Annotated in this window: 36 protein-coding genes; 3 read left to right on the plus strand and 33 right to left on the minus strand. The window is 63.9% G+C overall.

Annotation, left to right across the window (positions count from 1 at the left end; genetic code table 11):
* Positions 1-248 precede the first annotated feature (248 nt).
* The 10 genes from truA to ACQCSX_RS10540 form a co-directional block, all read right to left on the minus strand.
* The gene (gene truA, locus ACQCSX_RS10495; protein WP_427018921.1) at positions 249-1,139 is read right to left on the minus strand and encodes a tRNA pseudouridine(38-40) synthase TruA; all 891 of its coding nucleotides are present in this window, start codon (positions 1,137-1,139) and stop codon (positions 249-251) included.
* Between the two features lie 47 nt (positions 1,140-1,186).
* On the minus strand, positions 1,187-1,696 hold the full coding sequence (rplQ, locus tag ACQCSX_RS10500) for a 50S ribosomal protein L17 (protein WP_427018922.1): 510 nt from the start codon (positions 1,694-1,696) through the stop codon (positions 1,187-1,189).
* Positions 1,697-1,779: 83 nt separating this feature from the next.
* Positions 1,780-2,790 carry a DNA-directed RNA polymerase subunit alpha gene (locus tag ACQCSX_RS10505; RefSeq protein WP_026555754.1) on the minus strand — a complete coding sequence of 337 codons (1,011 nt, stop codon included), beginning with the start codon at positions 2,788-2,790 and terminating at the stop codon, positions 1,780-1,782.
* Between the two features lie 154 nt (positions 2,791-2,944).
* Positions 2,945-3,346: a 30S ribosomal protein S11 gene (gene rpsK, locus ACQCSX_RS10510; RefSeq protein WP_014922380.1), complete on the minus strand. Its 402-nt coding sequence runs from the start codon at positions 3,344-3,346 to the stop codon at positions 2,945-2,947.
* 40 nt (positions 3,347-3,386) lie between these two features.
* Positions 3,387-3,764, minus strand: coding sequence for a 30S ribosomal protein S13 (gene rpsM, locus ACQCSX_RS10515; RefSeq protein ID WP_026555756.1), 378 nt, complete (start codon positions 3,762-3,764; stop codon positions 3,387-3,389).
* Positions 3,765-3,947: 183 nt separating this feature from the next.
* The gene (gene rpmJ / locus ACQCSX_RS10520; protein WP_011775570.1) at positions 3,948-4,061 is read right to left on the minus strand and encodes a 50S ribosomal protein L36; all 114 of its coding nucleotides are present in this window, start codon (positions 4,059-4,061) and stop codon (positions 3,948-3,950) included.
* Between the two features lie 29 nt (positions 4,062-4,090).
* Positions 4,091-4,312, minus strand: coding sequence for a translation initiation factor IF-1 (gene infA / locus ACQCSX_RS10525; RefSeq protein ID WP_009358723.1), 222 nt, complete (start codon positions 4,310-4,312; stop codon positions 4,091-4,093).
* A gap of 266 nt (positions 4,313-4,578) precedes the next feature.
* Entirely contained in the window at positions 4,579-5,562 is a 984-nt protein-coding gene (locus ACQCSX_RS10530; protein ID WP_427018923.1) for a P1 family peptidase, read from the minus strand.
* Between the two features lie 40 nt (positions 5,563-5,602).
* Positions 5,603-6,832: an ABC transporter substrate-binding protein gene (locus ACQCSX_RS10535; RefSeq protein ID WP_427015285.1), complete on the minus strand. Its 1,230-nt coding sequence runs from the start codon at positions 6,830-6,832 to the stop codon at positions 5,603-5,605.
* Positions 6,833-7,045: 213 nt separating this feature from the next.
* Positions 7,046-8,455, minus strand: a complete 1,410-nt coding sequence (locus tag ACQCSX_RS10540; protein ID WP_427015286.1) for an ABC transporter permease subunit — start codon at positions 8,453-8,455, stop codon at positions 7,046-7,048.
* Here ACQCSX_RS10540 and ACQCSX_RS10545 point away from each other — a divergent pair.
* The 3 genes from ACQCSX_RS10545 (at position 8,411) to ACQCSX_RS10555 (ending at position 10,973) form a co-directional block, all read left to right on the plus strand.
* A complete protein-coding gene (locus ACQCSX_RS10545; protein WP_427015287.1) occupies positions 8,411-9,712 on the plus strand; it encodes a transposase in 1,302 nt (433 codons plus the stop codon). The genes ACQCSX_RS10540 and ACQCSX_RS10545 overlap by 45 nt on opposite strands.
* Positions 9,713-9,819: 107 nt before the next feature.
* Positions 9,820-10,302 (plus strand): helix-turn-helix domain-containing protein, encoded by a 483-nt coding sequence (locus ACQCSX_RS10550; RefSeq protein WP_427015288.1) that lies wholly within the window; start codon positions 9,820-9,822, stop codon positions 10,300-10,302.
* Complete coding sequence (locus tag ACQCSX_RS10555; RefSeq protein ID WP_427015289.1) at positions 10,191-10,973, plus strand: IS630 family transposase; 783 nt, start codon at positions 10,191-10,193, stop codon at positions 10,971-10,973. Before ACQCSX_RS10550 ends, ACQCSX_RS10555 begins: the two co-directional genes overlap by 112 nt.
* A gap of 246 nt (positions 10,974-11,219) precedes the next feature.
* On the opposite strand, the gene map is transcribed toward ACQCSX_RS10555, so the two are convergent.
* The 23 genes from map to rpsJ form a co-directional block, all read right to left on the minus strand.
* The gene (gene map, locus ACQCSX_RS10560; RefSeq protein ID WP_427015290.1) at positions 11,220-12,056 is read right to left on the minus strand and encodes a type I methionyl aminopeptidase; all 837 of its coding nucleotides are present in this window, start codon (positions 12,054-12,056) and stop codon (positions 11,220-11,222) included.
* 145 nt (positions 12,057-12,201) lie between these two features.
* On the minus strand, positions 12,202-12,771 hold the full coding sequence (locus ACQCSX_RS10565; RefSeq protein ID WP_427019026.1) for an adenylate kinase: 570 nt from the start codon (positions 12,769-12,771) through the stop codon (positions 12,202-12,204).
* Positions 12,772-12,776: 5 nt separating this feature from the next.
* Positions 12,777-14,102, minus strand: coding sequence for a preprotein translocase subunit SecY (gene secY, locus ACQCSX_RS10570; RefSeq protein WP_427015291.1), 1,326 nt, complete (start codon positions 14,100-14,102; stop codon positions 12,777-12,779).
* Between the two features lie 204 nt (positions 14,103-14,306).
* Positions 14,307-14,789 carry a 50S ribosomal protein L15 gene (gene rplO, locus ACQCSX_RS10575; RefSeq protein ID WP_427015292.1) on the minus strand — a complete coding sequence of 161 codons (483 nt, stop codon included), beginning with the start codon at positions 14,787-14,789 and terminating at the stop codon, positions 14,307-14,309.
* A 2-nt stretch (positions 14,790-14,791) separates the two neighbouring features.
* On the minus strand, positions 14,792-15,004 hold the full coding sequence (gene rpmD / locus ACQCSX_RS10580; RefSeq protein WP_427015293.1) for a 50S ribosomal protein L30: 213 nt from the start codon (positions 15,002-15,004) through the stop codon (positions 14,792-14,794).
* A complete protein-coding gene (rpsE, locus tag ACQCSX_RS10585; RefSeq protein WP_427015294.1) occupies positions 15,004-15,693 on the minus strand; it encodes a 30S ribosomal protein S5 in 690 nt (229 codons plus the stop codon). The genes rpmD and rpsE overlap by 1 nt, the downstream gene beginning before the upstream one ends.
* Before the next feature lie 26 nt (positions 15,694-15,719).
* Positions 15,720-16,091: a 50S ribosomal protein L18 gene (gene rplR / locus ACQCSX_RS10590; RefSeq protein ID WP_427015295.1), complete on the minus strand. Its 372-nt coding sequence runs from the start codon at positions 16,089-16,091 to the stop codon at positions 15,720-15,722.
* Between the two features lie 2 nt (positions 16,092-16,093).
* On the minus strand, positions 16,094-16,630 hold the full coding sequence (gene rplF, locus ACQCSX_RS10595; RefSeq protein WP_427015296.1) for a 50S ribosomal protein L6: 537 nt from the start codon (positions 16,628-16,630) through the stop codon (positions 16,094-16,096).
* An 18-nt stretch (positions 16,631-16,648) separates the two neighbouring features.
* Positions 16,649-17,047 (minus strand): 30S ribosomal protein S8, encoded by a 399-nt coding sequence (rpsH, locus tag ACQCSX_RS10600; protein ID WP_427015297.1) that lies wholly within the window; start codon positions 17,045-17,047, stop codon positions 16,649-16,651.
* 59 nt (positions 17,048-17,106) lie between these two features.
* On the minus strand, positions 17,107-17,688 hold the full coding sequence (gene rplE / locus ACQCSX_RS10605) for a 50S ribosomal protein L5 (protein WP_427015298.1): 582 nt from the start codon (positions 17,686-17,688) through the stop codon (positions 17,107-17,109).
* A complete protein-coding gene (gene rplX / locus ACQCSX_RS10610) occupies positions 17,688-18,047 on the minus strand; it encodes a 50S ribosomal protein L24 (protein ID WP_427015299.1) in 360 nt (119 codons plus the stop codon). Before rplX ends, rplE begins: the two co-directional genes overlap by 1 nt.
* Positions 18,048-18,050: 3 nt before the next feature.
* Positions 18,051-18,419 (minus strand): 50S ribosomal protein L14, encoded by a 369-nt coding sequence (gene rplN, locus ACQCSX_RS10615; RefSeq protein WP_005267743.1) that lies wholly within the window; start codon positions 18,417-18,419, stop codon positions 18,051-18,053.
* Between the two features lie 402 nt (positions 18,420-18,821).
* A complete protein-coding gene (gene rpsQ / locus ACQCSX_RS10620) occupies positions 18,822-19,109 on the minus strand; it encodes a 30S ribosomal protein S17 (RefSeq protein WP_427015300.1) in 288 nt (95 codons plus the stop codon).
* Positions 19,106-19,432: a 50S ribosomal protein L29 gene (rpmC, locus tag ACQCSX_RS10625; RefSeq protein ID WP_427015301.1), complete on the minus strand. Its 327-nt coding sequence runs from the start codon at positions 19,430-19,432 to the stop codon at positions 19,106-19,108. Before rpmC ends, rpsQ begins: the two co-directional genes overlap by 4 nt.
* A 2-nt stretch (positions 19,433-19,434) precedes the next feature.
* Entirely contained in the window at positions 19,435-19,851 is a 417-nt protein-coding gene (rplP, locus tag ACQCSX_RS10630) for a 50S ribosomal protein L16 (RefSeq protein WP_427015302.1), read from the minus strand.
* A complete protein-coding gene (gene rpsC, locus ACQCSX_RS10635; protein ID WP_427015303.1) occupies positions 19,852-20,688 on the minus strand; it encodes a 30S ribosomal protein S3 in 837 nt (278 codons plus the stop codon).
* On the minus strand, positions 20,689-21,054 hold the full coding sequence (gene rplV, locus ACQCSX_RS10640) for a 50S ribosomal protein L22 (protein ID WP_427015304.1): 366 nt from the start codon (positions 21,052-21,054) through the stop codon (positions 20,689-20,691).
* A 38-nt stretch (positions 21,055-21,092) separates the two neighbouring features.
* A complete protein-coding gene (gene rpsS / locus ACQCSX_RS10645) occupies positions 21,093-21,374 on the minus strand; it encodes a 30S ribosomal protein S19 (protein ID WP_003803803.1) in 282 nt (93 codons plus the stop codon).
* Positions 21,375-21,386: 12 nt separating this feature from the next.
* Positions 21,387-22,226: a 50S ribosomal protein L2 gene (gene rplB, locus ACQCSX_RS10650; RefSeq protein ID WP_427015305.1), complete on the minus strand. Its 840-nt coding sequence runs from the start codon at positions 22,224-22,226 to the stop codon at positions 21,387-21,389.
* A gap of 30 nt (positions 22,227-22,256) precedes the next feature.
* The gene (gene rplW, locus ACQCSX_RS10655) at positions 22,257-22,562 is read right to left on the minus strand and encodes a 50S ribosomal protein L23 (protein ID WP_026555775.1); all 306 of its coding nucleotides are present in this window, start codon (positions 22,560-22,562) and stop codon (positions 22,257-22,259) included.
* Positions 22,559-23,392 carry a 50S ribosomal protein L4 gene (gene rplD, locus ACQCSX_RS10660; protein WP_427015306.1) on the minus strand — a complete coding sequence of 278 codons (834 nt, stop codon included), beginning with the start codon at positions 23,390-23,392 and terminating at the stop codon, positions 22,559-22,561. The genes rplW and rplD overlap by 4 nt, the downstream gene beginning before the upstream one ends.
* Before the next feature lie 4 nt (positions 23,393-23,396).
* On the minus strand, positions 23,397-24,047 hold the full coding sequence (gene rplC / locus ACQCSX_RS10665; RefSeq protein ID WP_427015307.1) for a 50S ribosomal protein L3: 651 nt from the start codon (positions 24,045-24,047) through the stop codon (positions 23,397-23,399).
* Between the two features lie 18 nt (positions 24,048-24,065).
* Positions 24,066-24,374 (minus strand): 30S ribosomal protein S10, encoded by a 309-nt coding sequence (gene rpsJ, locus ACQCSX_RS10670; RefSeq protein WP_003803825.1) that lies wholly within the window; start codon positions 24,372-24,374, stop codon positions 24,066-24,068.
* Between the last annotated feature and the right edge of the window lie 594 nt (positions 24,375-24,968).

Consider the following 24,968-nt stretch of genomic DNA (forward strand, 5'->3'; position numbering starts at 1 on the left):
TGCTATCTATGCGTTACCGGAACAGAGGTGAGGGCTCTACGACCAGTTATCCATAATCGTCCCGATGGCACCCGACCGAATCCATGGTCCTGCAACCGGACCTTCAGCGGGCGTGGATTATCGAGATAGGACACGCACAACGACTACCAACGATAGCCTGACCGGAGGCCCTAGGTCAAAGCGGGGCTTTAACACACTCCTGCGCATTGGCAAAGTGTGCCGTGGCTCTCCCTCGAGCGGCGTCTCCGCTATTCGCGTCGCGCCCGGGTCAGCTCCGCCCGCTCGCCCATGGCGGCGGGATCCGGGTAGCTGACCTCCTCAAAGACCAGCGGATGCGGCGCCGCGAGGACCGACTTGGCATCCCGGACGCCCGCAGTGAGGCGTTCATGCATCCAGCCCGGATGCTCCAGCCCCTCCCCCACCCGCATGGCGGCCCCGGTCAGGGCCCGCACCATGTTGTGGCAGAAGGCATCGGCCTGGATGTTCAGGGTGATGATGCCGTCAGCGCCACGGGTGAAGTCGATGCGCTGCAGTTCGCGGATGGTGGTGGACCCCTCGCGCGGCTTGGCGAAGGCGCGGAAATCCTGCACGCCCAGCAGCTCCTGGGCGGCGCTGTGCATCAGCTCCGCGTCCAGCGCCGCCTTGTGCCAGAGCGTGTAGTAACGCGCCAGCGGGTCCCAGTGCCGGGGGTTGTCGGCAATGCGGTAGCTGTAGCGCCGGTGGAGCGCCGAGAACCGCGCGTCAAAGCCCGCGGGGGCCACGACGGCGCTGTGCACCAGCACGGCACCGTGCAGGTCGCCCAGCACGCGGTTCAAGGCCCCGCGCAGGCGCCGCAGCAGCGCCGCCGCCGGATCCAAGTCATGGCCGCGGCAGATCCCGTCCCATTCGGCCACCGTAAGGTCAAGGTGGACCACCTGGCCCCGGGCGTGGACCCCGGCGTCGGTGCGCCCGGCAACCGTGACCCGGACCAGCCGGCGGAGCATCAGCGCCAGGGCCTCCTCGAGGATGCCCTGGACGGTCCTGCGGCCGGGTTGGATCGCCCACCCGCTGAACGCGGCGCCGTCGTACGCCAGATCCAGCCGGATACGAAGAAACCCGCCATTCCGTTCGACGGGAATGGCGGGTTTCTGCGAAGTCATGCCTCTACGTTACTTTGCAGAGGGCATGGCCTGCCAATGGGGCAAATTTACTTTGCTTCCTCGGCGGTCTCGGCCTCGACAACCTCAGCCTCAACGGCTGCGGTCTCTTCGGCCTCTACGACTGCGGGTGCAACCTCAACGGGAGCAGCCTTGGCAGCGGCAGCGGTGGCTTCCTTGACGACGGCCTGCTTGGCGCTGACCGGCTCAAGAACCAGTTCGATGACGGCCATGGGAGCGTTGTCGCCCTTGCGGTTGCCAATCTTGGTGATGCGGGTGTAGCCGCCTTCGCGGTTCTCGACTGCCTTGGCGACGTCGGTGAACAGCTCGTGGACAACGCCCTTGTTGCTGATCAGGGACAGCACGCGGCGGCGAGAGGACAGGTCTCCGCGCTTGGCGAAGGTGACCAGGCGCTCGGCGTACGGGCTCAGGCGCTTGGCCTTGGTGAGCGTCGTGGTGATGCGCTTGTGCTCGAACAGGGCGCCGGCCAGGTTCGCGAGCATCAGACGCTCGTGAGCCGGACCGCCTCCGAGGCGCGGGCCCTTAGTGGGGGTAGGCATGGTGTTTTCTCCTCAAGTGTTGGCCTAGCGGCTGGAATCCGGTGTCCCGGTCCGGCCGCGCAGCCGAAGTAAGTTGTTCGTCTTTAGAGCTCGTCGTCGCCGAAGGCGTCGTCGTTCTCATCAATGGCTGCGGCGCGTGCTGCGAGATCGAATCCTGGAGGGGAATCCTTCAGGGAAAGACCGAGCTCGACGAGCTTCGCCTTGACCTCGTCGATGGACTTGGCACCGAAGTTGCGGATGTCCATCAGGTCAGCCTCGGAGCGAGCAACGAGTTCACCCACGGAGTGGATGCCCTCACGCTTGAGGCAGTTGTAGGAACGGACGGTGAGGTCCAGATCCTCGATCGGCAGGGCCATGTCGGCAGCCAGAGCGGCGTCCGTCGGGGACGGGCCAATCTCGATGCCTTCGGCAGCGGTGTTCAGCTCGCGGGCCAGACCGAACAGTTCAACCAAGGTGGTACCGGCGGAGGCAATGGCATCGCGCGGGGCGATGGCCTGCTTGGTCTCCACGTCAACCACCAGGCGGTCGAAGTCGGTGCGCTGCTCAACACGGGTGGCTTCCACACGGAAAGTCACCTTCAGGACTGGCGAGTAGATGGAGTCAACCGGAATGCGGCCAATCTCCTGGTCACCGGACTTGTTCTGGGCAGCGGAAACGTAGCCGCGGCCGCGCTCGATGGTCAGTTCGAGCTCGAACTTGCCCTTCGAGTTCAGCGTGGCAATGTGCAGATCCGGGTTGTGGAACTCCACACCGGCCGGCGGAGCAATGTCCGCAGCGGTGACGACGCCGGGGCCCTGCTTGCGCAGGTAGGCCACGACGGGCTCGTCGTGCTCGGAGGACACCGAGAGGTTCTTGATGTTCAGGATGATCTCAGTGACATCTTCCTTGATACCGGGAACCGTGGTGAACTCGTGCAGCACGCCATCGATCCGGATGCTGGTGACAGCGGCGCCGGGGATGGAGGACAACAGGGTCCGACGGAGGGAGTTACCCAGGGTGTAACCAAAACCGGGCTCCAGCGGCTCAATGACGAACCGGGAGCGGTTTTCGGATACTACTTCTTCAGACAGGGTGGGGCGCTGTGCAATGAGCACTTGGTTTTCCTTTCAGCGAGCATCCGCTATATGACGCAACACAGGTAGTGGAAATGGCGGTCTAGAACTTAACGCGGCTTGAGTTGGCCCTCCCGCGGGGCCCGGATCACTCCGGACCCGCACTCGGGAGGGCCAACTCGCGCAGCGTTAGGCGTTAGACGCGGCGGCGCTTCGGGGGACGGCAGCCGTTGTGGGCGCTGGGGGTGACGTCCTGAATGGAGCCAACCTCAAGACCAGCAGCCTGCAGCGAACGGATCGCCGTCTCGCGACCGGAACCCGGTCCCTTTACAAACACGTCAACCTTGCGCAGGCCGTGCTCCTGGGCGCGCTTTGCAGCGGCCTCGGCAGCCATCTGGGCAGCGAAGGGAGTGGACTTGCGTGAGCCCTTGAAGCCAACCTCACCGGCGGATGCCCAGGAGATGACTGCACCATTGGGGTCCGTGATGGACACGATGGTGTTGTTAAAGGTGCTCTTGATGTGCGCCTGGCCAAGCGCGATATTCTTCTTATCCTTGCGACGCGGCTTACGAACCGCTCCACGAGTCTTCGGGGGCATTATTTCTCCTACAGAAAGTTATTGGGTGAAGCGACCGTTATTAACGGCCGGCCTTCTTCTTGCCAGCAACCGTGCGCTTCGGGCCCTTGCGGGTGCGAGCGTTGGTCTTGGTGCGCTGGCCGTGTACGGGCATGCCACGACGGTGGCGAATACCCTGGTAGCTGCCGATCTCGACCTTGCGGCGGATGTCGGCTGCAACCTCGCGGCGAAGGTCACCCTCAACCTTGTAGTTACCCTCGATGTAGTCACGCAGCTGAACCAGTTCAGCGTCGGTGAGGTCCTTGACGCGGACGTCCGGGGAGATCCCCGTGTCGGCCAGGACTTCGTGTGCACGGGTCTTGCCCACGCCGTAGATGTATGTAAGCGCTACTTCCAACCGCTTTTCGCGGGGAAGGTCTACGCCAGCGAGACGTGCCATATTGGCTGTGCTCCTTGTGTAAACCGGAGGTCGTAGGCAGTACACCCACACAATCCGTGTGGCCCCGGCCTCCGACCAGGGGTCCACTGGGCCCGTTGCGGAATTTCTTCCGCCGTCTCCCAGCTTGTGCTGCCTTTAATTACTGACGTGAGCAGTTGCCCGGGGTTTCCTCAGGAGAGGAAATTAGCCCTGGCGCTGCTTGTGGCGCGGGTTCTCGCAGATCACCATGACTCGACCGTTGCGGCGAATCACCTTGCACTTATCGCAGATCTGCTTGACGCTCGGCTTGACCTTCATGGCGTTCCTTTGCGTGTTTTGCAGGTGGGTTATTTGTAGCGGTAGACAATACGACCACGGGTGAGGTCGTAAGGGCTTAGCTCCACCACTACTCGGTCCTCAGGAAGGATACGAATGTAGTGCTGGCGCATTTTTCCTGAGATATGGGCAAGAACGATGTGCTTGTTGGTCAACTCAACGCGAAACATCGCGTTTGGCAGAGCCTCGGTCACAACGCCCTCGATCTCAATGACCCCGTCTTTCTTGGCCATATCCTCCGCTAACTTTGTTCGGCCGCCACCGGTGCGCATCCATGTCGGAAACGCATGCTGACAGCTACGATTTGGTACTGATTTGTTGGTGGTCCGGTGTACACAATAAAAGCATTCACCACGCAATCCGTGGCCGATCCGCAAGCAGATCGGCAGCAGAGGGCGGGTGGATGCACCTGGGCGCAGACAACCAACAACCAACTCTACGCTACAGCGCGGATTAAGTTAAATCGCCGGCCCCGGCCAGCACCCAAGTGCTGTATCCTCTAGGGTTCGCCTGCGCCAAAAGGGGCAAGTGTTCCGGCGGGGGTTTCGACGGCGGCGGCACTGGCCACGCCGTCGGCGATGGCCAGCCGAAGCGCCTCCGCCGCCGCGCTCTGCAGCTCGATCATGGCCGCCACAGGCCCGAAGGCCGAGGCATCCAGCACGGCCGACCCCGTGGCCAGCGTGAAGACGGTGTCACCGTCGGCGAGCGTGTGGACCGGCTCAAGTGCACGGGCCATGCCGGCGTGCGCCGCCGTGGCGGTCCGGGTGGCCTCGGCCGGCGTCAGGGCCGCATTGGTGGCCACCACCGCCAGCGTGGTGTTCAGCACCTCCCCTGCACCGCCAAAGATTTCGCCGATCCGGCCGGCCCGGCCGCCGGCACCGTTTGGTCCGGCCCAGGGCAGCCCCGCGGCGTTGACCACGGCCAGGGCCCCGACGACGACGCCGGCGTTGGCGCCGGTGAGCCGGACGGACGCCGTGCCCACGCCGCCCTTGAACCGACCAGCGCCGATGGCTGCACCGGTGCCCGCCCCGGCATTGCCGCGGTCCACGCCGGCCCCCTCGGCGCTCGCCCCGGCCGCCGCGGCCGCCGCATAGCCCATGGACTCGCCCGGGCGGGCGGCAAAATCGCCGCCCCTCCCGAGGTCAAAGATCGCCGCTGCCGGCACAATCGGCACCACGCCGCCCGGGACGAGAAAGCCCCTCCCCTGTTCCTCGCACCAGCGCTGGACCCCGCCGGCCGCCGCCAGCCCAAAGGCACTGCCGCCGGTAAGGACGACGGCGTCCACGGTGGACACCAAGGTGGTGGGCGAGAGGGCATCGGTCTCATGGGTGCCCGGGCCGCCACCGCGCACATCCACACCGCCGATGGTCCCCGGCGGCGGCAATACCACTGTGACACCGCTGAGCCAGCCGCCCCCCAACCGGTTCACCTGGCCAACCTTGATGCCGGGGACGTCGGTGATGGAACCTGCAGGGATCGTCATCCGTCCAACCTATCGGCCCCGTGCCGGCTGCGGAACACTTCTACTTCAGGTACGGCTTCACGTTGTCCGCATAGGACTTGGCGATTGATGCCGAGGCGGTCGCGAACGACTCGGCCGGGTCCGCCTGCTTGAGCATGATCTTCTCCAGTGCCGTGGTCAGGTCCTTGTCGCCGTTCGGGACGAAGACGCGGCCCCAGTCCTGGACCCGGGTGGTGGCCAACTGGTCCACGGCCGTGCGGAACTGCGGCGTCTTTTGGTACACGGCCGCCATGGCCTCGCCGTTGGCCGCCGAGGTGCGCACCGGCATGTAGCCGGTGTTGGAGGAGAAGCAGGCAGTGTTCTCGGTGCTGGTGAGGAACTTCAGCAACATCGCCGCGGCCAGTTGCTGTTCCGGGGTGCGGCTGGCGGGGATGGCCAGGCCGGTGCCGCCGGTGGGGCAGGCAGGTCCGTGGGGGCCCTCGGGGAGGAACCCGGTGCCGACCTCAAACTTTGCCGCCTTCAGGAGGCCGGAGAGGCTGCCGGTTGAACCGATGATGCTGCCGGTGAGGCCGGTGCCGAAGTCGGCCACCTGGTCGCTCGCCGCAACGGCTGCGGTCTTGTCCGTGTAGATCAGCTTCTGCAGGTAGCCGGCCGCGGCCAATGCCTCTGGCGTGTCCAGGGTCATCGTCCAGTCCTTGGAGTACGCGCCACCACGGCCCCAGAGCATGTTGCAGAACCACCAGGCGGCCCACGAGGAGCCCTTGCCCAGGCCCAGCGGCATGACGGGGCCGGCTGCGGCTATCTTGGGCGCCCACTCATCAAACTCGTCCCAGGTCTTGGGTGCGCGGTCGGGCAGGCCGGCCGCGGTCCAGACCGCCTTGTTGTAGTAGAACAGCGGCGTGGAGCGGGCATAGGGAACGGCCCAGTGGGAGTCGGTGAACTTGTAGTCATCGTAAAGCGTGGTGTTGAAGTCAGCCGTGTCGAACGAGAGGTGCTTGGCCAGCGCGTCGAGCGGGATGATCTGGCCATTGACCATGTAGCGGAACCACCAGACATCGCCGGCGATGACGAGGTCGGGCAGATTGTTGGAACCGGCCGCGGCCTGGAACTTCTGGGCCACCTCGTCGTAGTTGGCACCCGCCGTCACCAGGTTCACCGTGATGCCGGTCTCGGCCGTGAACCGCTTGATGATGTCTTCCTCAAAGGCCTTGGAGGTGCCGGGGTGGTTGCTCCACCAGGTGATCTCCTTCGCCGCCACCACGGCGGACCAGTCCTGGCCCTTGGTTTCCACGGCACCGCCGGCTTCGCCGACGGCCGGGCCGCCGCAGGCAGCCAGGCGCCCGCACCACCCATCAGGGCGGCCAACTGGAGCAGCTGCCGGCGGTTGATGCTGGTTGGGGACTTCGCGTACATCGTTTCTCCTTGGTGGGGTTGCCGCCAGCCACTCTGAAGAAGGCTGGCGCACTGTTGGTGGATCGGTGGTGTGGAAGGAAAGGGGCGGCGGTCAGCCGGTGACTGCGCCGGTGGTCAGGCCGTCGACAATGCGGCGCTGGAGGATGAAGAAGGCCACCAGCATAGGCAGCGTCACCAGCACCGTTCCTGCCATCAGGACGCCCCAGTTGGTGACGCCGTCGTTGTTTTGCAGCAGGGTCAGGCCCACCGGCAGCGTCATCATGTCCGCCCGGTCCACGACCAGCAGCGGCCAGAGGTATTCGTTCCACTCGGAGACGATGGAGACCAGGGCGACGGCGGAGATGGTGGGTCCGGAGATGGGCACCACGAAGCGCCAGAGCCGCGTCCAGTGGCTGGCGCCGTCCAGCGCCGCGGCTTCCAGAATGGACACCGGCAGTGTCAGGAAGTGCTGGCGGAACAAGAAGGTGCCAAACGCGCTGGCCAGGCCGGGAACGATCATGCCCTGGTAGGTGTTGATCCAGCCCAGCTCGGACACGAGCGTGTAGTTGGGAATGACGACAATCTGCTGCGGCACCAGCAAGGCAAAGACCACTAGGGAAAAGATGAACTTCTTGAACGGGAAGTCCAGAAAGACAACGGCGTAGGCGGTGGGCAGGCCCAGCATGATCTTCAGCCCGGCGCCCGCCACAGTGGTGATGACCGAGTTGGCAAAGAAATGGCCAAAGGGCACGGCGGCCAGGGCCGCGGAATAGTTGGACAGATCGAAGCTGGCCGGCAGCCACTGGATCGGGACCGTGTAGATCTCATCGCGGTCCTTGAAGCTGGCCAGGAACATCCACACCAGTGGCAGCACCGTGGCGATGGCCGAAGAGTAGCCCGCCCGCCCCGTCTGGAACCCCTCCTGGTAGATCTGGTACATCATCGTGGTGGTGCCTTCCAGCGGGCCACCCTTGGTCATGGCCTGGATGATGTCGAAGGATTGCAGCGAGCTGAGCAGGGTGGTCACGCCCAGGAAGAAGGTGGTGGGTCCCAGCAGCGGCAGGACGATCCTCCGGAACGCCTGCGGCGGTGTGGCACCATCCAGGGTGGCCGCTTCCAGCAGGTCCTTCGGAACGGCCTGCAGGGCCGCCAAATAGACCAGGGCCACGTAGCCGACGTTCTTCCAGAGGTAGACGATGATGATCATCGCCAGCGCCCACTGCGGGTCGTTGTACCAGTCGGGCGCGGCAGCGCCAAAGGCCTTCAGCAGCGCCGAGGTGACACCGAAGTTCGGGTCGAAGACAAAGAGCCACAACAGGCCAACTGCGACGCCGGAGAGGACGAACGGCGCCACCACGATGGTCCGCCCCACGCCGCGGCCGCGCAGCCGCCGGTTCAGGAGGGTGGCCAGGTACAGGCCGATCAGCATCCCGCCGCCCACGGTGGCCAGCGTAAAGATGGCGGTGACCATCACGATGTGCCCGGTGTCGGGGTCCGTGAACCAGTCACGGACCTGGCCCACCTGTCCCTGGAGCCCGAGCACCACCGCGGGTACGGGGCCCTGTACGACGCGATCAACCACGGCCGGATCGACCTCGACGCACTCAAATCCCACCTCGGGGCAGTGCCCGTGGCCACAATGCCCGGTCCCGACGGACGGGGCCGTATCGTGCTGGCGGTCGACGTGTCGAACTGGCTGCGCCCTGACGCCGCGACCAGCCCCGAGCGAGCCTTCTGCCACACCTATGCCCGCAACGGGCAGGCACAAATGATCCCGGGCTGGCCCTACTCCTTCGTCGCCGCCCTGGAACCGGGGGCCACATCCTGGACCGCATTGCTGGACGTGGTGCGGCTGCGTCCCGGGGACGACGCCACCGCGGTGACGGCCACCCAACTGCGCGAGGTGGCGGACCGGCTCATCACCACCGGGCAGCAACAGGCCTCGGACCCCGAGATCCTGGTGGTCATGGACGCCGGATACGACGTGGCCCGGCTGGCCTGGCTGCTACGGGACCTTCCAGTGACCCTGGTGGCCCGGATCCGTTCGGACCGGGTGTTCTACGCCCCGGCCGGGGAACGACGCGGCCCGACCATGGGCCGCCCACCGCGCCACGGGGACAGGCTGGTGCTGCGCGACCCGGCCACGCATCCGGCATCGGCGTGCGCCACGGAACATGAACTGGACCGGTACGGCACGGTGCAAGCCGTCGCGTTCGAACGCATGCACCCCAAGCTGGAATCCCGCGGCGGCTTCACGGACCACCAGGGACCCCCGCCCCTGATCGAGGGCACCGTGGTCGGGCTGAACGCCGGGCACCTGCCGGAAAACCGCGACCCCAAGCCCCTGTGGCTGTGGGTGTCGAAACCGGCTCCCGACGGCGGGCGGGAGATGGATCACTGGTGGTCGATGTACCTTCGCCGCTTCGATATCGAACACACCTTCCGCTTCCTGAAGCAGAACCTGGGATGGACCCGGCCCCACCTGCGGGAACCGGCCGCGGCCGATCGCTGGACCTGGATCGTGCTGGCCGCCCACACGCTGCTGCGCCTGGTACGGCCGATGGCCGTTGAGTGCCGCTTGCCGTGGCAACAGCCAACGCCACCGGCAAAGCTCACCCCGGCACGGGTGCGTGCGACCTATCGCCGCGCCTGCCAGGACACGGCGCATCCGGCCAACCCGCCGTTAGCTTCCACGGCCGGCCCGGGACGCCCCAAAGGCCGCATCAACCGGAACAAACCCGTGATCCAGCCCGTTGGATTGGCCCACTACAAGGGTTAAATGCCAAGCTTAGAAGACTAGTAGATCGTCGTGGCTAAGGTGCGCAGTTGGAGGGATGATGTTCCTGGCGGGTTCTTCCCCGACCGACCGCCGGGAGCGAGACCACGATGTCCAGGACGAAGTCGCGGCCGGTGGCGCTCAGCCCGGCGGAGCGGCAGCTGCTGACGGCTCTGACCCGCACGGGCTCGCATCCGGCCCAGCAGGTTCGCCGGGCCAGGATCCTGCTCGAGCTGGACGAGAACAGCCCCGGCCGCCAGGGGCCGGTTCCCGCCCAGACGGTGGTGGCCGAGCGGGCCGGCGTTGCCGTTGACACGGTCGTTAAGGTCTCCAAGGCCTACGCCGACCGGGGCGGCGACGTCGTCGCCACGATCACCCGGAAGAAGCGGGCCACGCCGCCGGTGGAACCGACCGTCACCGGCGAGGTCGAAGCCCGCCTGATCGCGCTGGCCTGTTCCGCCCCTCCCGAGGGCAAGGACCGGTGGAGCCTGCGCCTGCTCGAGAAGCACGTCGCGCTCATCGAGGACATCCCCGACCTGGACCACTCCACCATCGGGCGGGTCTTAAAAAAACGGAACTTCGCCCCCACCTGAAACAGTGCTGGACCATCCCGCCGCACGCCAACGGGGAGTTCGCCGCCCGGATGGAAGACGTCCTGGACATCTACGCCACGCCCTTCGACCCGGATCGGCCGGTGGTGTGCATGGACGAGAAGCCCTACCAGCTCCTCGCCCACGCCCGGGACCCGATCCCGGCCGCGCCCGGGCGCGACCGCAAGGAGGACTCGGAGTACGTCCGGTGCGGGACGTGTTCGATCTTCGTGTGGGTCGAGCCCCTGGCCGGCTGGCGGCACGTGGACGCCCAATCCCGCCGCACCATGCTCGACTGGGCCCACCAGGTCGAGCGCCTGCTCACCGTCGACTACCCCGACGCCGGGAAGGTCGTGCTGGTGATGGACAACCTCAACACCCACACGATCGGCTCGCTCTACGAGACGTTCGCACCGGCCAAGGCCCACGCCCTGGCCCAGCGACTCGAGATCCACCACACCCCCAAGCACGGGTCCTGGCTGAACATCGCCGAGATCGAACTCTCCGCCCTCACCCGCCAATGCCTGGACAGGCGCATCGACGACCTCGACGTACTTAACCACGAACTGGCCGCCTGGCAAGCCAGCACCAACGCCGACCAGCGGCAGGTGAACTGGCACTTCACCACCAGCGACGCCCGCACCAAGCTCCGCCACCTATACCCCGAATATTAGAGACGACGATCTACTAGGGCGGCATTCACGGGGTATTTGGCCAAATCGGGGCTGGCGGAACAGATGTCAGGGACTGTTCGCCGGGCAGCGGTTCGGTGTTTGGGCAGACGTTGCTTCGGGCGTGATAGGGCGCATCCGGGGGCATTCCGGGCCCGCGGGTGGAGACAAAAACGCGCCCCACTCCGCGTTTGGCAGGGTGGGGCGCGTTTGTTCTTCGGGTGCCGGGGCGGTGCCCCAGCGAAGGCCTCAGCCCAGGGGCACGGGGACGACGCCGAGCGGGGCCAGTTTCGCGGCACCGCCGTCGGCGGCCGTCAGCACCCAGATGCCGCCGTCGTGGATCGCCACGGAGTGTTCCCAGTGGGCCGCACGGGCCTTGTCGGCCGTCACCACCGTCCAGTCATCGGAGAGCGTGACAGTGTCCAGGCCGCCGCGCACCAGCATCGGCTCGATGGCCAGGCACAGGCCCGGACGCAGTTTGGGCCCGCGGTGCTTGGAACGGTAGTTCAGCACGTCGGGTGCCATGTGCATCTCGGTGCCGATGCCGTGACCCACATAGTCCTCCAGGATGCCCAGGCGTTTGCCGGGCTGGGCGCTGACGTAGTCGTCGATGGCGCAGCCGATGTCGCCGACAAACTTGCCGGTGGCCATCGCCGCGATCCCCCGCCACATGGACTCCTCGGTGATGTCCGAGAGCCGGCGGTCGGCCGGGTCCGCATCGGTGGGGCCGCCGACGATCACGGACCTGGCGGAATCGGAGTGCCATCCGTCCACCACGGCGCCGCCGTCGACGGAGAGCACATCTCCTGCCACCAGGGCGCGGGCGCCGGGGATCCCGTGCACCACTTCCTCGTTCACCGAGGTGCAGATGGTGCCCGGGTAGCCGTGGTAGCCGAGGAAGTTCGACGTCGCCCCGGCCGCCGCCAGCGCGGCGGCAAAGACTGCATCCAGCTCACCGGTGGTGACGCCCGGGGACGCGGCCGCCAGCACCTGGCCCAGGGCGTCGTCGAGGATCAGCCCGGCCTGGTGCATGGTGCGCATCTGCGCGGTGGTCTTGTATTCAATCCGTGGCTGGCCAAATGCCATGGCGGTGTCCCTTCGGTGGTTGAGCTGCAATGCCGTGCACGCCCGGTGCGGTGTCCTGCGGATGGTCCGCGGATGCGGCTGGAAAACGCCAGGGCCCCTCCCCCGGAGGGAAGGAGCCCTGGCAAAAACATGCGGTGGACCAGGGCTAGGCGCCCTGGGCCTCCTTGATCGCGCCCATGACGCGCTCGGTGACCTCGTCGATGCCGCCGATGCCGTCAACCCGGCTCAAGATGCCGCGCTCCGCATAGCGGGCGACAACAGCCTCGGTCTGCTCGTGGTACAGATCCAGGCGGTGGCGGATGACGCCCTCATTGTCATCGCTGCGGCCCGTCTCCAGGGCACGGCCCAGCAGGCGCGCAACCAGTTCCTCGTCGTCGGCGGTCAGCTGGACAACAACGTCCAGCTTGGCGTCGGCCTCGGCGAGGATGTCATCGAGCTCGTCAACCTGCGCGGTGGTGCGCGGGTAGCCGTCGAGCAGGAAGCCGTGTTCAACGTCCGCTTCCCGCAGACGGTCGCGGACCATCTTGTTGGTCACGGAGTCCGGCACGAAGTCACCGTTGTCGATGTACTTCTTGGCTTCCAGGCCCAGCGGAGTCTCGCCCTTGACGTTTGCGCGGAAGATGTCCCCGGTGGAGATGGCAACAACGCCCAGGCGCTCGGAAATCCGCTCGGCCTGTGTGCCCTTGCCCGACCCGGGGGGGCCAATAATCAGCATTCTCGTCATCGCAATAACCCTTCGTAGTGGCGCTGTTGAAGCTGCGCATCAATCTGCTTGACCGTCTCCAACCCCACGCCAACAATAATCAGCAGCGACGTGCCGCCGAACGGAAAGTTCTGGTTGGCCTGGATCAGCACCAGGGCAATCAACGGGATCAAAGCCACAAAGCCAAGGTAGAAGGCTCCCGGCAGAGTGATGCGCGAAATTACGTACTGGAGGTAGTCCGCAGTGGGCCTACCGGCACGGATGCCCGGGATGAACCCGCCGTACTTCTTCATGTTGTCAGAAACTTCCTCGGGGTTGAAAGTGATTGCGACATAGAAGTACGTGAAGAAAACGATCAACAGGAAGTACATCACCATGTAGATCGGGTGGTCGCCCTTGGTCAGATTCGCCGTTATCCACTGGACCCAGCCGGGAATTTCACTGCCGTCGTGGGGTGTTGCGAACTGCGCCAACAGCGCCGGGAGGTACAGCATGGATGAGGCGAAGATCACAGGGATGACGCCGGCCATGTTGACTTTGATGGGGATGTAGGTGCTGGTGCCGCCCATCGTCCGGCGGCCCACCATGCGTTTGGCGTACTGGACCGGGATGCGGCGCTGGGACTGCTCCACGAAGACCACCAGGGCCACCGTCACCAGACCGATCAGCAGGACAGTGGCGAACACGCCCCAGCCCTTGGTCTTGATGATGGCGCCCAGCGAGGTGGGGAACTGCGCGGCGATGGCGGTGAAGATCAGCAGGGACATGCCGTTGCCGACACCCTTTTCGGTGACGAGCTCACCCATCCACATGATCAGGCCGGTGCCGGCGGTCAGGGTGATGATCAGCAGGATCGTGGTGATCAGGCTGTCGTTGGGGATGATGGCGTTGGCGCTGCCGGAGGCTCCACAGTTGCCCAGCAACTGCCCGGAGCGGGCCAGCGTGATCAAGGTGGTGGCGTTGAGCAGGCCCAGGGCGATGGTCAGGTAGCGCGTGTACTGCGTCAGCTGTCCCTGGCCCTGGGCACCTTCGAGGTGCAGCTCCTGGAAGCGGGGAATGACCACGCGCAGAAGCTGGATGATGATGCTCGCCGTGATGTAGGGCATGATGCCCAACGCGAAGATGGAAACCTGGAGCAAGGCGCCACCGCTGAAGAGGTTAACCAGCTGGTAGATGCCCTGGTTGGTGTCAGCGGCGTTCACGCATGCCTGGACGTTGCGGTAGTTCACACCCGGCGAGGGAATGAATGCACCCAGGCGGAAGATGGCGATGATTCCCAGCGTGAACAACAACTTGCGTCGCAGATCAGGCGTGCGAAAGGCGCGGCCAAATGCGGTAAGCAAGCGTCCTCCTGAAATGTAGTGAGTCATGAAGGCGCCAGGAATTGACGCCTAGGAATTGAGTCTAGTAGGTGACGCACCTCGCATCGAAACTGTGACCGGTGCGCAGGAACAATCAGAATGCACCCAGAAAATGCAAAAGACTCTTGGTGGACGGGAAATCCCGTCCACCAAGAGTCTAATCGCTGGGTGGAGCCACGCGGGAACTTAGAGTTCCGTGGTGCTTCCGCCGGCAGCGGCGATCTTCTCAGCAGCGCTGGAGGAGAAAGCGTGGACCGTGACGTCAACCTTGACGGTGATGTCGCCGGTGCCGAGCACCTTCACGGGCTGGTTCTTGCGAACGGCACCCTTCTCGACCAGGTTCTCCACGGTGACAACGCCACCCTCGGGGAACAGCTCGTTGAGCTTCTCCAGGTTCACAACCTGGAACTCAACGCGGAACGGGTTCTTGAAGCCGCGCAGCTTCGGCAGGCGCATGTGCAGCGGCAGCTGGCCGCCGGCAAAGCCAGCCTTGATCTGGTAGCGAGCCTTGGTACCCTTGGTACCGCGACCTGCGGTCTTACCCTTGGAACCCTCACCGCGGCCAACGCGGGTCTTAGCCGTCTTGGCACCCGGAGCGGGACGCAGGTGGTGGACCTTGAGCGCGACCTGCTTCTCAGCAGCTGCTTCAGTGTTCTTTTCAGTGGCCATGATTACTTCGCCTCCTCAACCTTTACAAGGTGCGGAACCGTGTTGATCATGCCAACGGTCACTGCGTCAGCCGTACGGACAACGGTGTGTCCGATGTGCTTGAGGCCCAATGAGCGAAGGGTGTCCTTCTGGTTCTGCTTGCCACCAATGGTGGACTTGATCTGAGTAATTTCCAGCTTCGCGTCGGAAGCCTTGATGTTCTTAGGTGTAGCCATTACGCACCTGCCTTCTGCTTCTGCATGTTGCGCAGCAGCACAGCCGGGGCAACCTCGGACAGGGGCAGGCCACGGCGGGCTGCCACTGCGTTGGGGTCTTCCAGGCGCTTCAGAGCATCAACGGTTGCGTGAACAATGTTGATGGCGTTCGAGGAACCGAGGGACTTGGAGAGCACGTCGTGCACGCCAACGCATTCCAGTACGGCGCGAACCGGACCACCGGCGATAACACCGGTACCGGCGGAAGCCGGACGCAGCATGACAACGCCTGCAGCGGCCTCGCCCTGTACGCGGTGAGGAACCGTGGTGCCCACCAGGGGAACCTTGAAGAAGGACTTCTTGGCCTCTTCAACGCCCTTGGCGATAGCTGCCGGAACTTCCTTGGCCTTACCGTAGCCAACGCCAACCATGCCGTTGCCATCGCCGACGACGACGAGGGCGGTGAAGCTGAAGCGACGACCACCCTTGACGACCTTGGCGACGCGGTTGATGTTTACAACGCGCTCAACGAACTGGTTCTTCTCGGCCTCGCGGCCACCGTCACGGCCGCCACGGCCGCCATCACGGCCGCCACGGCCGCCATCACGGCCGCCGCGGGCGCCACGCTCGCCGCGGGCGCCGCGGCGGTCCTCGGTTGCAGCAGCTGCGGTCTCGGTGGTGGCGGTGTCGGCTGCAGTTGCTTCAGACACAGTGTTCTCCTTGTTAACGTTTTCGCTCACAGTGCCAGACCACCTTCGCGTGCGCCGTCAGCGACGGCTGCGATGCGGCCGTGGTACCGGTTGCCACCGCGGTCGAAGACAACGGCGTCGATTCCGGCCTTCTTTGCGCGCTCGGCAACGAGCTCGCCAACGCGCTTGGCCTTGGCGGTCTTGTCACCATCGAATGCGCGCAGGTCGGCTTCGAGGGTCGAGGCTGAAGCCACGGTTACACCCTGGCTGTCGTCAACTACCTGAACGAAGATGTGGCGTGCGGAGCGGTTGACCACCAGGCGCGGACGAACCGCGGTACCGGTGATGCGCTTGCGGACGCGCAGGTGGCGACGGCCGCGTGCGGCCTGCTTGGACTTGCCTTTAATGGACAGTGCCATGGTTACTTACCAGCCTTTCCGACCTTGCGGCGGATGATCTCGCCAGCGTAGCGAACGCCCTTACCCTTGTACGGGTCGGGCTTGCGCAGCTTGCGGATGTTGGCAGCAACTTCGCCCACCTGCTGCTTGTCGATACCCGAAACAGAGAGCTTAGTGGGGCCCTCTACCGTCAGGATGATGCCTTCCGGAGCCTTAACGGCAACCGGGTGGCTGTAGCCCAGGGCGAACTCGAGGTCCGAGCCCTTGGCCTGTACGCGGTAACCGGTACCAACGATTTCGAGCTTCTTCTCGTACCCTGCGGTTACGCCAACGATGAGGTTGGAGATCAGGGTGCGGGTGAGGCCGTGGAGCGAACGCGAAGCGCGCTCGTCGTTGGGGCGGGTAACGCTGATGATGCCGTCTTCAAGTGCAACCGCGATCGGGCTGGCAACAGTGTGCACCAGCTCGCCCTTGGGGCCCTTGACGGAGACAACGCTGCCATCAATCTTGACCTCAACGCCGGCAGGCACAGAGATGGGGAGACGTCCAATACGTGACATTTTTCTTTCCCTTCCCTACTACCAGACGTAGGCGAGGACTTCCCCACCCACGCCCTTCTTATAGGCCTGACGGTCGGTCAGCAGACCGGAGGACGTCGACAGGATGGCGATGCCCAGACCACCGAGCACGTGCGGCAGGTTGGTGGACTTTGCGTAAACGCGCAGACCGGGCTTGGAGATGCGGCGGATGCCGGCGATGGAGCGCTGGCGCTCCGGGCCAAACTTCAGGTCGATGGTCAGCTTCTTGCCAACCTCAGCGTCTTCGACCTTCCAGGCTGCGATGTAACCCTCAGCCTTGAGGATGTCGGCGACGTGGCCCTTGAGCTTGCTGAACGGCATGGTCACGGTGTCGTGGTATGCCGAGTTTGCGTTGCGCAGACGCGTAAGCATGTCTGCGACAGGATCTGTCATGGTCATTGGGCTCTAGCCCTTCCTCATAACGGTTTCCGGAAAACCCGGACCTATTACGTAGCTAATTAATCTTCGGTCTTGAACGGGAAACCAAGCGCCTTCAACAGCGCGCGGCCCTCGTCATTGGTCTTGGCAGTCGTCACAACCGTGATGTCCATGCCGCGGACGCGGTCGATGGAATCCTGGTCGATCTCGTGGAACATAACCTGCTCGGTCAGACCGAAGGTGTAGTTTCCGTTGCCATCGAACTGCTTGCCGTTGAGGCCGCGGAAGTCGCGGATACGCGGCAGAGCCAGCGACACCAGACGGTCCACGAATTCCCACATACGGTCTCCACGCATCGTGGCGTGGCAACCGATCGGCATGCCTTCGCGCAGCTTGAACTGTGCGATCGACTTGCGGGCCTTGGTGACCTGCGGCTTCTGGCCGGTGATCAGGGTCAGATCGCGGACAGCGCCGTCGATCAGCTTGGAGTCCTTGGCGGCATCTCCAACACCCATGTTCACAACAACCTTGACCAAGCGCGGAACCTGGTTGACGTTTTCGTAACCGAATTCGTCTTGCAGGGTCTTCTTGATCTCCGCTGCGTAGCGGGCCTTCAGGCGAGGCATGATCTTGGGAGCGTTCTCTGCAGTTACAGCACTCATTACAGATCCTTCCCGGAGCTCTTGGCGAAGCGTACGCGAACCTCGCGCGCCTTGCCGTCACGCTCTACAGTCTCGGTGCGGTAGCCGACACGGGTCGGCTTCTTGGTGGACGGGTCCACCACAGCAACGTTGGAGATGTGGATCGGAGCCTCAACGGTCTCGATGCCACCGGTAGTGGTGCCGCGTTCCGTCTGGCCAGCCTTGGTGTGCTTGGTGACGCGGTTGACGCCTTCCACCAGGACACGGTTGGTCTCGGGGAACACGCGCAGAACCTTGCCCTGCTTGCCACGGTCGCCGCCGCGCTCAGCCTTGGCGCCGGTGATGACCTGAACCAGGTCACCCTTCTTGATCTTTGCCATAAGTTACAGCACCTCCGGAGCCAACGAGATGATCTTCATGAACTTCTTGTCACGAAGCTCGCGGCCCACGGGGCCGAAGATACGGGTACCGCGGGGGTCCCCGTCGTTCTTGAGAATCACTGCTGCGTTCTCATCGAACTTGATGTAGGAACCATCCGCACGGCGGCGTTCCTTCTTGGTACGAACGATGACAGCCTTGACGACGTCACCCTTCTTGACGTTTCCGCCAGGGATAGCATCCTTGACGGTGGCAACGATGACGTCACCGATGCCTGCGTAGCGGCGCCCAGATCCACCGAGAACGCGGATGGTCAAGATTTCCTTGGCCCCCGTGTTGTCGGCGACCTTAAGCCGCGACTCCTGCTGAATCACTTATTTCTCCTGTTCGTCGCGCCGGTTCTTAGCCATAACCATCTATGGACAAGCCTTGCGGAACGGATTGTTCGGGATGTCTCTCGGCCTGCCTGGATTTTGCCAGAACGGGCCTAAATTGCCGTGCCAACTGCACTTTCCGAACGGTGTGGTGCGAAGCGGGCTTCGCGACGCGTGCGGCAGTTTGTAGTGGCACGAAAATTTACGAGGTTTACGCGCGCCAACTGCCGCCACCGTAATTGGTCAGGCGGAAATGGCGCAGCAACTCACAATCTTAGCACGGATGGACTTCGACTCCGGCCAGTGGTAGGTTGCAGGCCGCCTTAACGCCCGGAGGGCCCGCTGCCATTGCTGGCAGCGGGCCCTCCACGCTTTAGCGCTACAGACTCGTAGTGCTAAGGACTACTTGGCCTTCTCGAGGATCTCGACCAGGCGCCACCGCTTGGTCGCGGAGAGCGGCCGGGTTTCGCTGATCAGGACCAGGTCACCGATGCCGGCGGTGTTCGCCTCATCGTGGACCTTGACCTTGGAGGTGCGGCGGATGACCTTGCCGTACAGGGCGTGCTTTACGCGGTCTTCGACCTGGACAACGATGGTCTTGTCCATCTTGTCCGAGACGACGTAGCCGCGCAGCTTCTTGCGCTCGCCGCGCACGGCAGCCTCGTCATTGTTGTTTACAACATCACTCACTTGGCATCCTCCTCGGACTGCTCAGCCTTCTTGGAGACCTTCTTGGCTTCCTTTTCGGCCTTCTTATCCGACTTCGCTTCTACCACCGGTGCGGCAACGACGTTCGGGCGAATGCCCAGCTCGCGCTCACGCAGAATGGTGTAGATCCGGGCGATGTCGCGCTTTACAGCACGAAGACGGCCATGGTTTTCCAGCTGACCAGTGGCGGACTGGAAACGGAGGTTGAACAGCTCCTCCTTAGCTTTACGGAGTTCTTCAACGAGACGCTCGTTGTCGAATCCGTCAAGCTGTGCAGGTGCCAAATCCTTGGACCCAACTGCCATGTCTACTCACCACCTTCGCGACGCACAATGCGTGCTTTCAACGGCAGCTTGTGGATTGCCAGGCGCAGGGCCTCGCGAGCTACCTCTTCATTGACACCGGCGAGTTCAAAGAGAACACGACCCGGCTTGACGTTGGCGACCCACCACTCGGGGGAACCCTTACCGGAACCCATGCGGGTTTCGGCCGGCTTCTTGGTCAGCGGACGGTCGGGGTAGATGTTGATCCACACCTTTCCACCACGCTTGATGTGGCGCGTCATGGCGATACGAGCGGACTCGATCTGACGGTTGGTCACGTAGGCCGGAGTAAGGGCCTGAATGCCCCACTCGCCAAAGCTAACCGTGGTGCCGCCAGTAGCCTGACCGGAACGACCCGGGTGGTGCTGCTTGCGGAACTTTACTCGACGTGGGATAAGCATTTAAGCCTGTCCTCCTTCTGCTGCCGGCACGCCGGCCTCTGCGGCTGCGGGAGCCTCAGTGGCAGCCGGAGCATCGGTGCGGTCGGTGCGACGACGATCGCCACGAGCCGCGCCACGGGGGCCACGGTCGTCGCCATCGCGACGGGGAGCACGGCCACGGGAAGGAGCAGCAGCTGCCTGGGCAGCCAGTTCCTTGCTCGTGACGTCACCCTTGTAGATCCAGACCTTGACACCAATGCGGCCGAACACGGTCTTGGCTTCGAAGAAGCCGTAGTCGATGTTGGCGCGCAGGGTGTGCAGGGGCACACGACCTTCGCGGTAGAACTCGGTGCGGGACATTTCTGCCCCACCCAGACGGCCTGCACAAGCGACACGGATGCCCTTGACGCTGCCGGTCCGCTGTGCGGACTGCATGGCCTTCTTCATCGCACGGCGGAAAGCCACGCGGGAAGTCAGCTGCTCGGCGATGCCCTGGGCAACAAGCTGAGCGTCTGCTTCCGGGTTCTTTACTTCCAGGATGTTCAGCTGGACCTGCTTGCCGGTCAGCTTCTCCAGCTCGCCGCGGATGCGGTCTGCTTCGGCGCCGCGGCGGCCGATCACGATGCCCGGACGTGCAGTGTGGATATCCACACGGACACGGTCGCGGGTGCGCTCGATCTCAACCTTGGAAATTCCAGCGCGCTCCATGCCCGTGGACATCAGTGCACGGATCTGAATGTCCTCGCGGACAAAATCCTTGTAGCGCTGTCCGGGCTTGTTGCTGTCCGCGAACCAGTGCGAAACGTGGTCCGTGGTGATCCCGAGACGGAACCCGTGCGGGTTTACTTTCTGTCCCACTTAGCGAGCCTCCTCTTTCTTCGGGGTCGCGACAACCACAGTGATGTGGCTGGTGCGCTTCTTGATCTGGAATGCGCGACCCTGTGCACGCGGCTGGAACCGCTTCATCGTGGGGCCCTCATCAACGAATGCCTCGCTGATGTACAGATCGCCTTCGCTGAAAGCGACGCTGTCGCGGTCTGCCAGAACGCGGGCGTTTGCCATCGCGGACTGAACTACCTTGAATACCGGCTCCGAAGCTGCCTGGGGGGCAAACTTCAGAATCGCCAATGCCTCATTCGCCTGCTTGCCACGAATCAGGTTGACGACGCGCCGGGCCTTCATAGGCGTTACGCGAATATGACGCGCAATTGCCTTGGCTTCCATTGCTATCCTTCTCTCGTCTTAGCCGTAAGAAGCAGCGCCTAGCGGCGCTTGCCCTTGCGGTCGTCCTTGACATGGCCGCGGAAAGTCCGCGTGGGGGCGAATTCGCCGAGCTTGTGCCCGACCATCGACTCGGTCACAAACACGGGAATGTGCTTGCGGCCATCGTGCACGGCGATCGTGTGACCCAGCATGTCCGGGATGATCATCGAGCGGCGGGACCAGGTCTTAATGACGTTCTTGGTGCCCTTTTCGTTTTCCCGAGCTACCTTGACAAAGAGGTGCTGGTCAACGAAGGGACCCTTTTTCAGGCTGCGTGGCATGTCTCCAGGCTCCTATCGCTTGTTCTTGCCAGTACGGCGGCGACGAACAATAAGCTTGTCGCTCTCTTTGTTGGGCCGGCGGGTGCGGCCCTCAGGCTTACCGTTCGGGTTGACGGGGTGACGTCCACCGGAAGTCTTACCCTCACCACCACCGTGCGGGTGGTCGACCGGGTTCATAGCCACACCACGCACGGTCGGGCGGACGCCCTTCCAGCGCATACGGCCGGCCTTACCCCAGTTGATGTTCGACTGCTCGGCGTTGCCGACCTCGCCGACCGTCGCGCGGCAGCGGACGTCAACGTTGCGGATTTCGCCGGAGGGCAGACGCAGCTGGGCGAAACGGCCTTCCTTGGCGACGAGCTGAACAGATGCACCAGCGGAACGGGCCATCTTGGCACCGCCACCGGGACGCAGCTCCACAGCGTGGATGACAGTACCCACGGGGATGTTGCGCAGCGGCAGGTTGTTGCCAGGCTTGATGTCCGCTTCCGGACCGGCCTCGACAAAGTCACCCTGCTTGAGCTTGTTCGGTGCAACGATGTAGCGCTTGGTGCCATCAACGTAGTGCAGCAGAGCAATGCGGGCGGTGCGGTTCGGATCGTATTCGATCTCGGCAACGCGGGCGTTGACGCCATCCTTGTCGTGGCGACGGAAGTCAATCAGGCGGTACTGGCGCTTGTGGCCACCACCCTTGTGACGCGTCGTGATACGACCGGTGTTGTTACGGCCACCCTTTTTCGGGAGCGGACGGACCAGAGACTTCTCCGGCGTCGACCGCGTGATTTCGGTGAAGTCGGCAACGCTCGAGCCGCGACGGCCCGGGGTTGTCGGCTTGTATTTACGGATTCCCATGTTTTATTTCCTCGTTAAAGTGGTCTCCGCTTAGGAAAGCGGACCGCCGAAGATGTCGATTGTGCCTTCTTTGAGGGAGACAATGGCGCGCTTGGTGTTCTTGCGCTGTCCCCACCCGAATTTGGTCCGCTTGCGCTTACCGGCACGGTTGATGGTGTTGATCGAGTCGACCTTGACGGAGAAAATCTTCTCCACGGCCAGCTTGATCTCGGTCTTGTTCGAGCGGGGGTCGACCAGGAAGGTGTACTTACCTTCGTCGATCAGGCCGTAGCTCTTTTCCGAAACGACGGGTGCAATGACGACGTCGCGCGGATCCTTGATGGTGGCTGCGCTCACTTGGCGTCCTCCTCAATAGTCTGGGCTGCCTCGCCACCGGCGGGAACAAAGCCAGCGGCCTTGGCTTCCTCGACCGTTGCGAACCAGACCTCGGCCACGGTGGCGTCATACCAACGGGAGCCGGGAACGTGGTACTTCATGGAGTCCTTGTTGCCCTTGATGGTGCCTTCGGCAGCCTCGGTGGCGACAATCTCAACGTCTTCTTCGAGCAGGATGCTGGAAGCGAAAGCCTCGGCAGCAGCGTTGCCGGAGACAAATGCCTCGTAGGCAGCCTCGGTGAAGATGACGTCGTCGGAAACCAGCACGTCGTAGGTGTTCAGCTGATCGACGTACAGCACATGTACCTCGGGCAGGTTGCGAACAGACAGTGCTGCAACATCGGCGGCGCGGTCCAGGACAACCAGCAGGTTCTTGCGGTCGGAAACCGAACGCAGAGCCGTATAGGCAGCCTTGGTGGACGGCGTGGTGCCGGCAACGATCTCGGCGAGAACGTGGATGCGGCCGTTGCGTGCCCGGTCGGACAGGGCGCCGCGCAGGGCAGCAGCCTTCATCTTCTTGGGGGTGCGCTGGCTGTAGTCACGCGGGGTCGGACCGTGGACAACGCCACCGCCGGTCATGTGAGGAGCACGGATGGAACCCTGACGGGCGCGGCCGGTGCCCTTCTGCTTGAACGGCTTGCGGCCTGCACCGGAAACCTCGGCGCGGGTCTTGGTCTTGTGGGTACCCTGGCGTGCAGCAGCGAGCTGAGCAACGACGACCTGGTGCAGCAGCGGCACGTTGGTCTGTACGTCGAAGATCTCTGCAGGCAGTTCAACCTTTACAGTAGCCATTTACTTATGCTCCCTTCACGGCGGTGCGCACGAGGACGACCTGGCCGCGGGCGCCGGGGACGGCACCCTTGATGAGCAGCAGCGACTTCGCAGCGTCGACGCCGTGAACCGTGAGGTTCAGCGTGGTGTGGCGTTCGCCACCCATGCGGCCGGCCATGCGCACACCCTTGAAGACGCGGCTGGGGGTGGATGCGCCACCGATGGAACCGGGCTTACGGTGGTTCTTGTGGGCACCGTGCGAGGCACCAACACCGTGGAAGCCGTGGCGCTTCATAACACCGGCGAAACCCTTACCCTTTGAAGTGCCGACGACGTCGACCTTCTGGCCGGCTTCGAAGATCTCAACGGAGAGCTCCTGGCCGAGGGCGTAGGTGTCGGCGTCTGCAGTGCGCAGCTCGACGACGTGGCGGCGGGGGGTGACACCAGCCTTCTCGAAGTGACCAGCCAGCGGCTTGGTGACCTTGCGAGGATCGATCTGGCCGTAGCCGATCTGAACAGCGGTGTATCCATCAACAGCGGCGTTGCGCAGCTGGGTGATGACGTTGGAATCTGCCTGGACGACAGTCACGGGAACAAGCTTGTTGTTCTCGTCCCAAACCTGGGTCATGCCGAGCTTCGTGCCCAGGATGCCCTTAACGTTGCGGGTAGCGGTCATAGTTTTCTCGTCCCTCCCCTACAGCTTGATTTCGATGTTCACGTCGGCGGGGAGGTCGAGGCGCATAAGCGAGTCAACTGCCTTCGGCGTGGGGTCGATGATGTCGATCAGACGCTTGTGCGTGCGCATTTCAAAGTGCTCGCGGCTGTCCTTGTACTTGTGGGGAGAACGGATAACGCAGTACACGTTCTTCTCGGTGGGCAGCGGCACCGGGCCGACTACCGTTGCGCCTGCGCGCGTGACCGTCTCAACGATCTTCCGGGCTGATACGTCAATGACCTCGTGGTCATACGACTTCAGCCGGATGCGGATTTTTTGTCCCGCCATGGCGTCGTGACTCTCTTTCCTGACATAGCGCCCATACGTAGCAGCACTGTTGACGTAAACGCTGTTTACTTTCCTTTAGCTGTGGCTCTTTCAGCCACGCTCCCAACGAACTGAATCCGGACATTTCCGGGTTCCTCAATCCGCCGAAGCTCCGACCCCCGCGGTCGGGCGTGTCGCGATAAAATCACGCACGTACCCGCTCGTTTGCGGTGGTGGGTTATGTTTGGTCTTCAACTTGGACCCTGCATCGAGCATTATCTCGACCGGGACACGGAGAAGCACTTGAACAACTCATCTAGTATGCCGGATGGGGCGGGAAATAGCCAATCCGGCCCCGCGGGGATGCCTGCCGGAGGGGCTCCGGCGCCTCCCTCCCCCGCGGCGGACGCCGCCGGCCCAGCGGCCGCGGCGAGTCCACTCCCCCAGCCGGGGCGCATCGCCGGCTCCCTGGCCGCCCTGCGGGGCTCCCGGGCCCGCTGGCACGCGACTGTGCGGCAGCCAACGCCGCCTCCGGGCGCCATGCCGGCGGCTGCTGCCATCTGGAGAAGGGGCGGGGGCCGGTCCGGGCACAAAAGAAAACCCCCGGCCGAAGCC

The organism is Pseudarthrobacter sp. P1, assembly GCF_050156935.1.
In the GTDB taxonomy this organism is placed as follows: Bacteria; Actinomycetota; Actinomycetes; order Actinomycetales; family Micrococcaceae; genus Specibacter.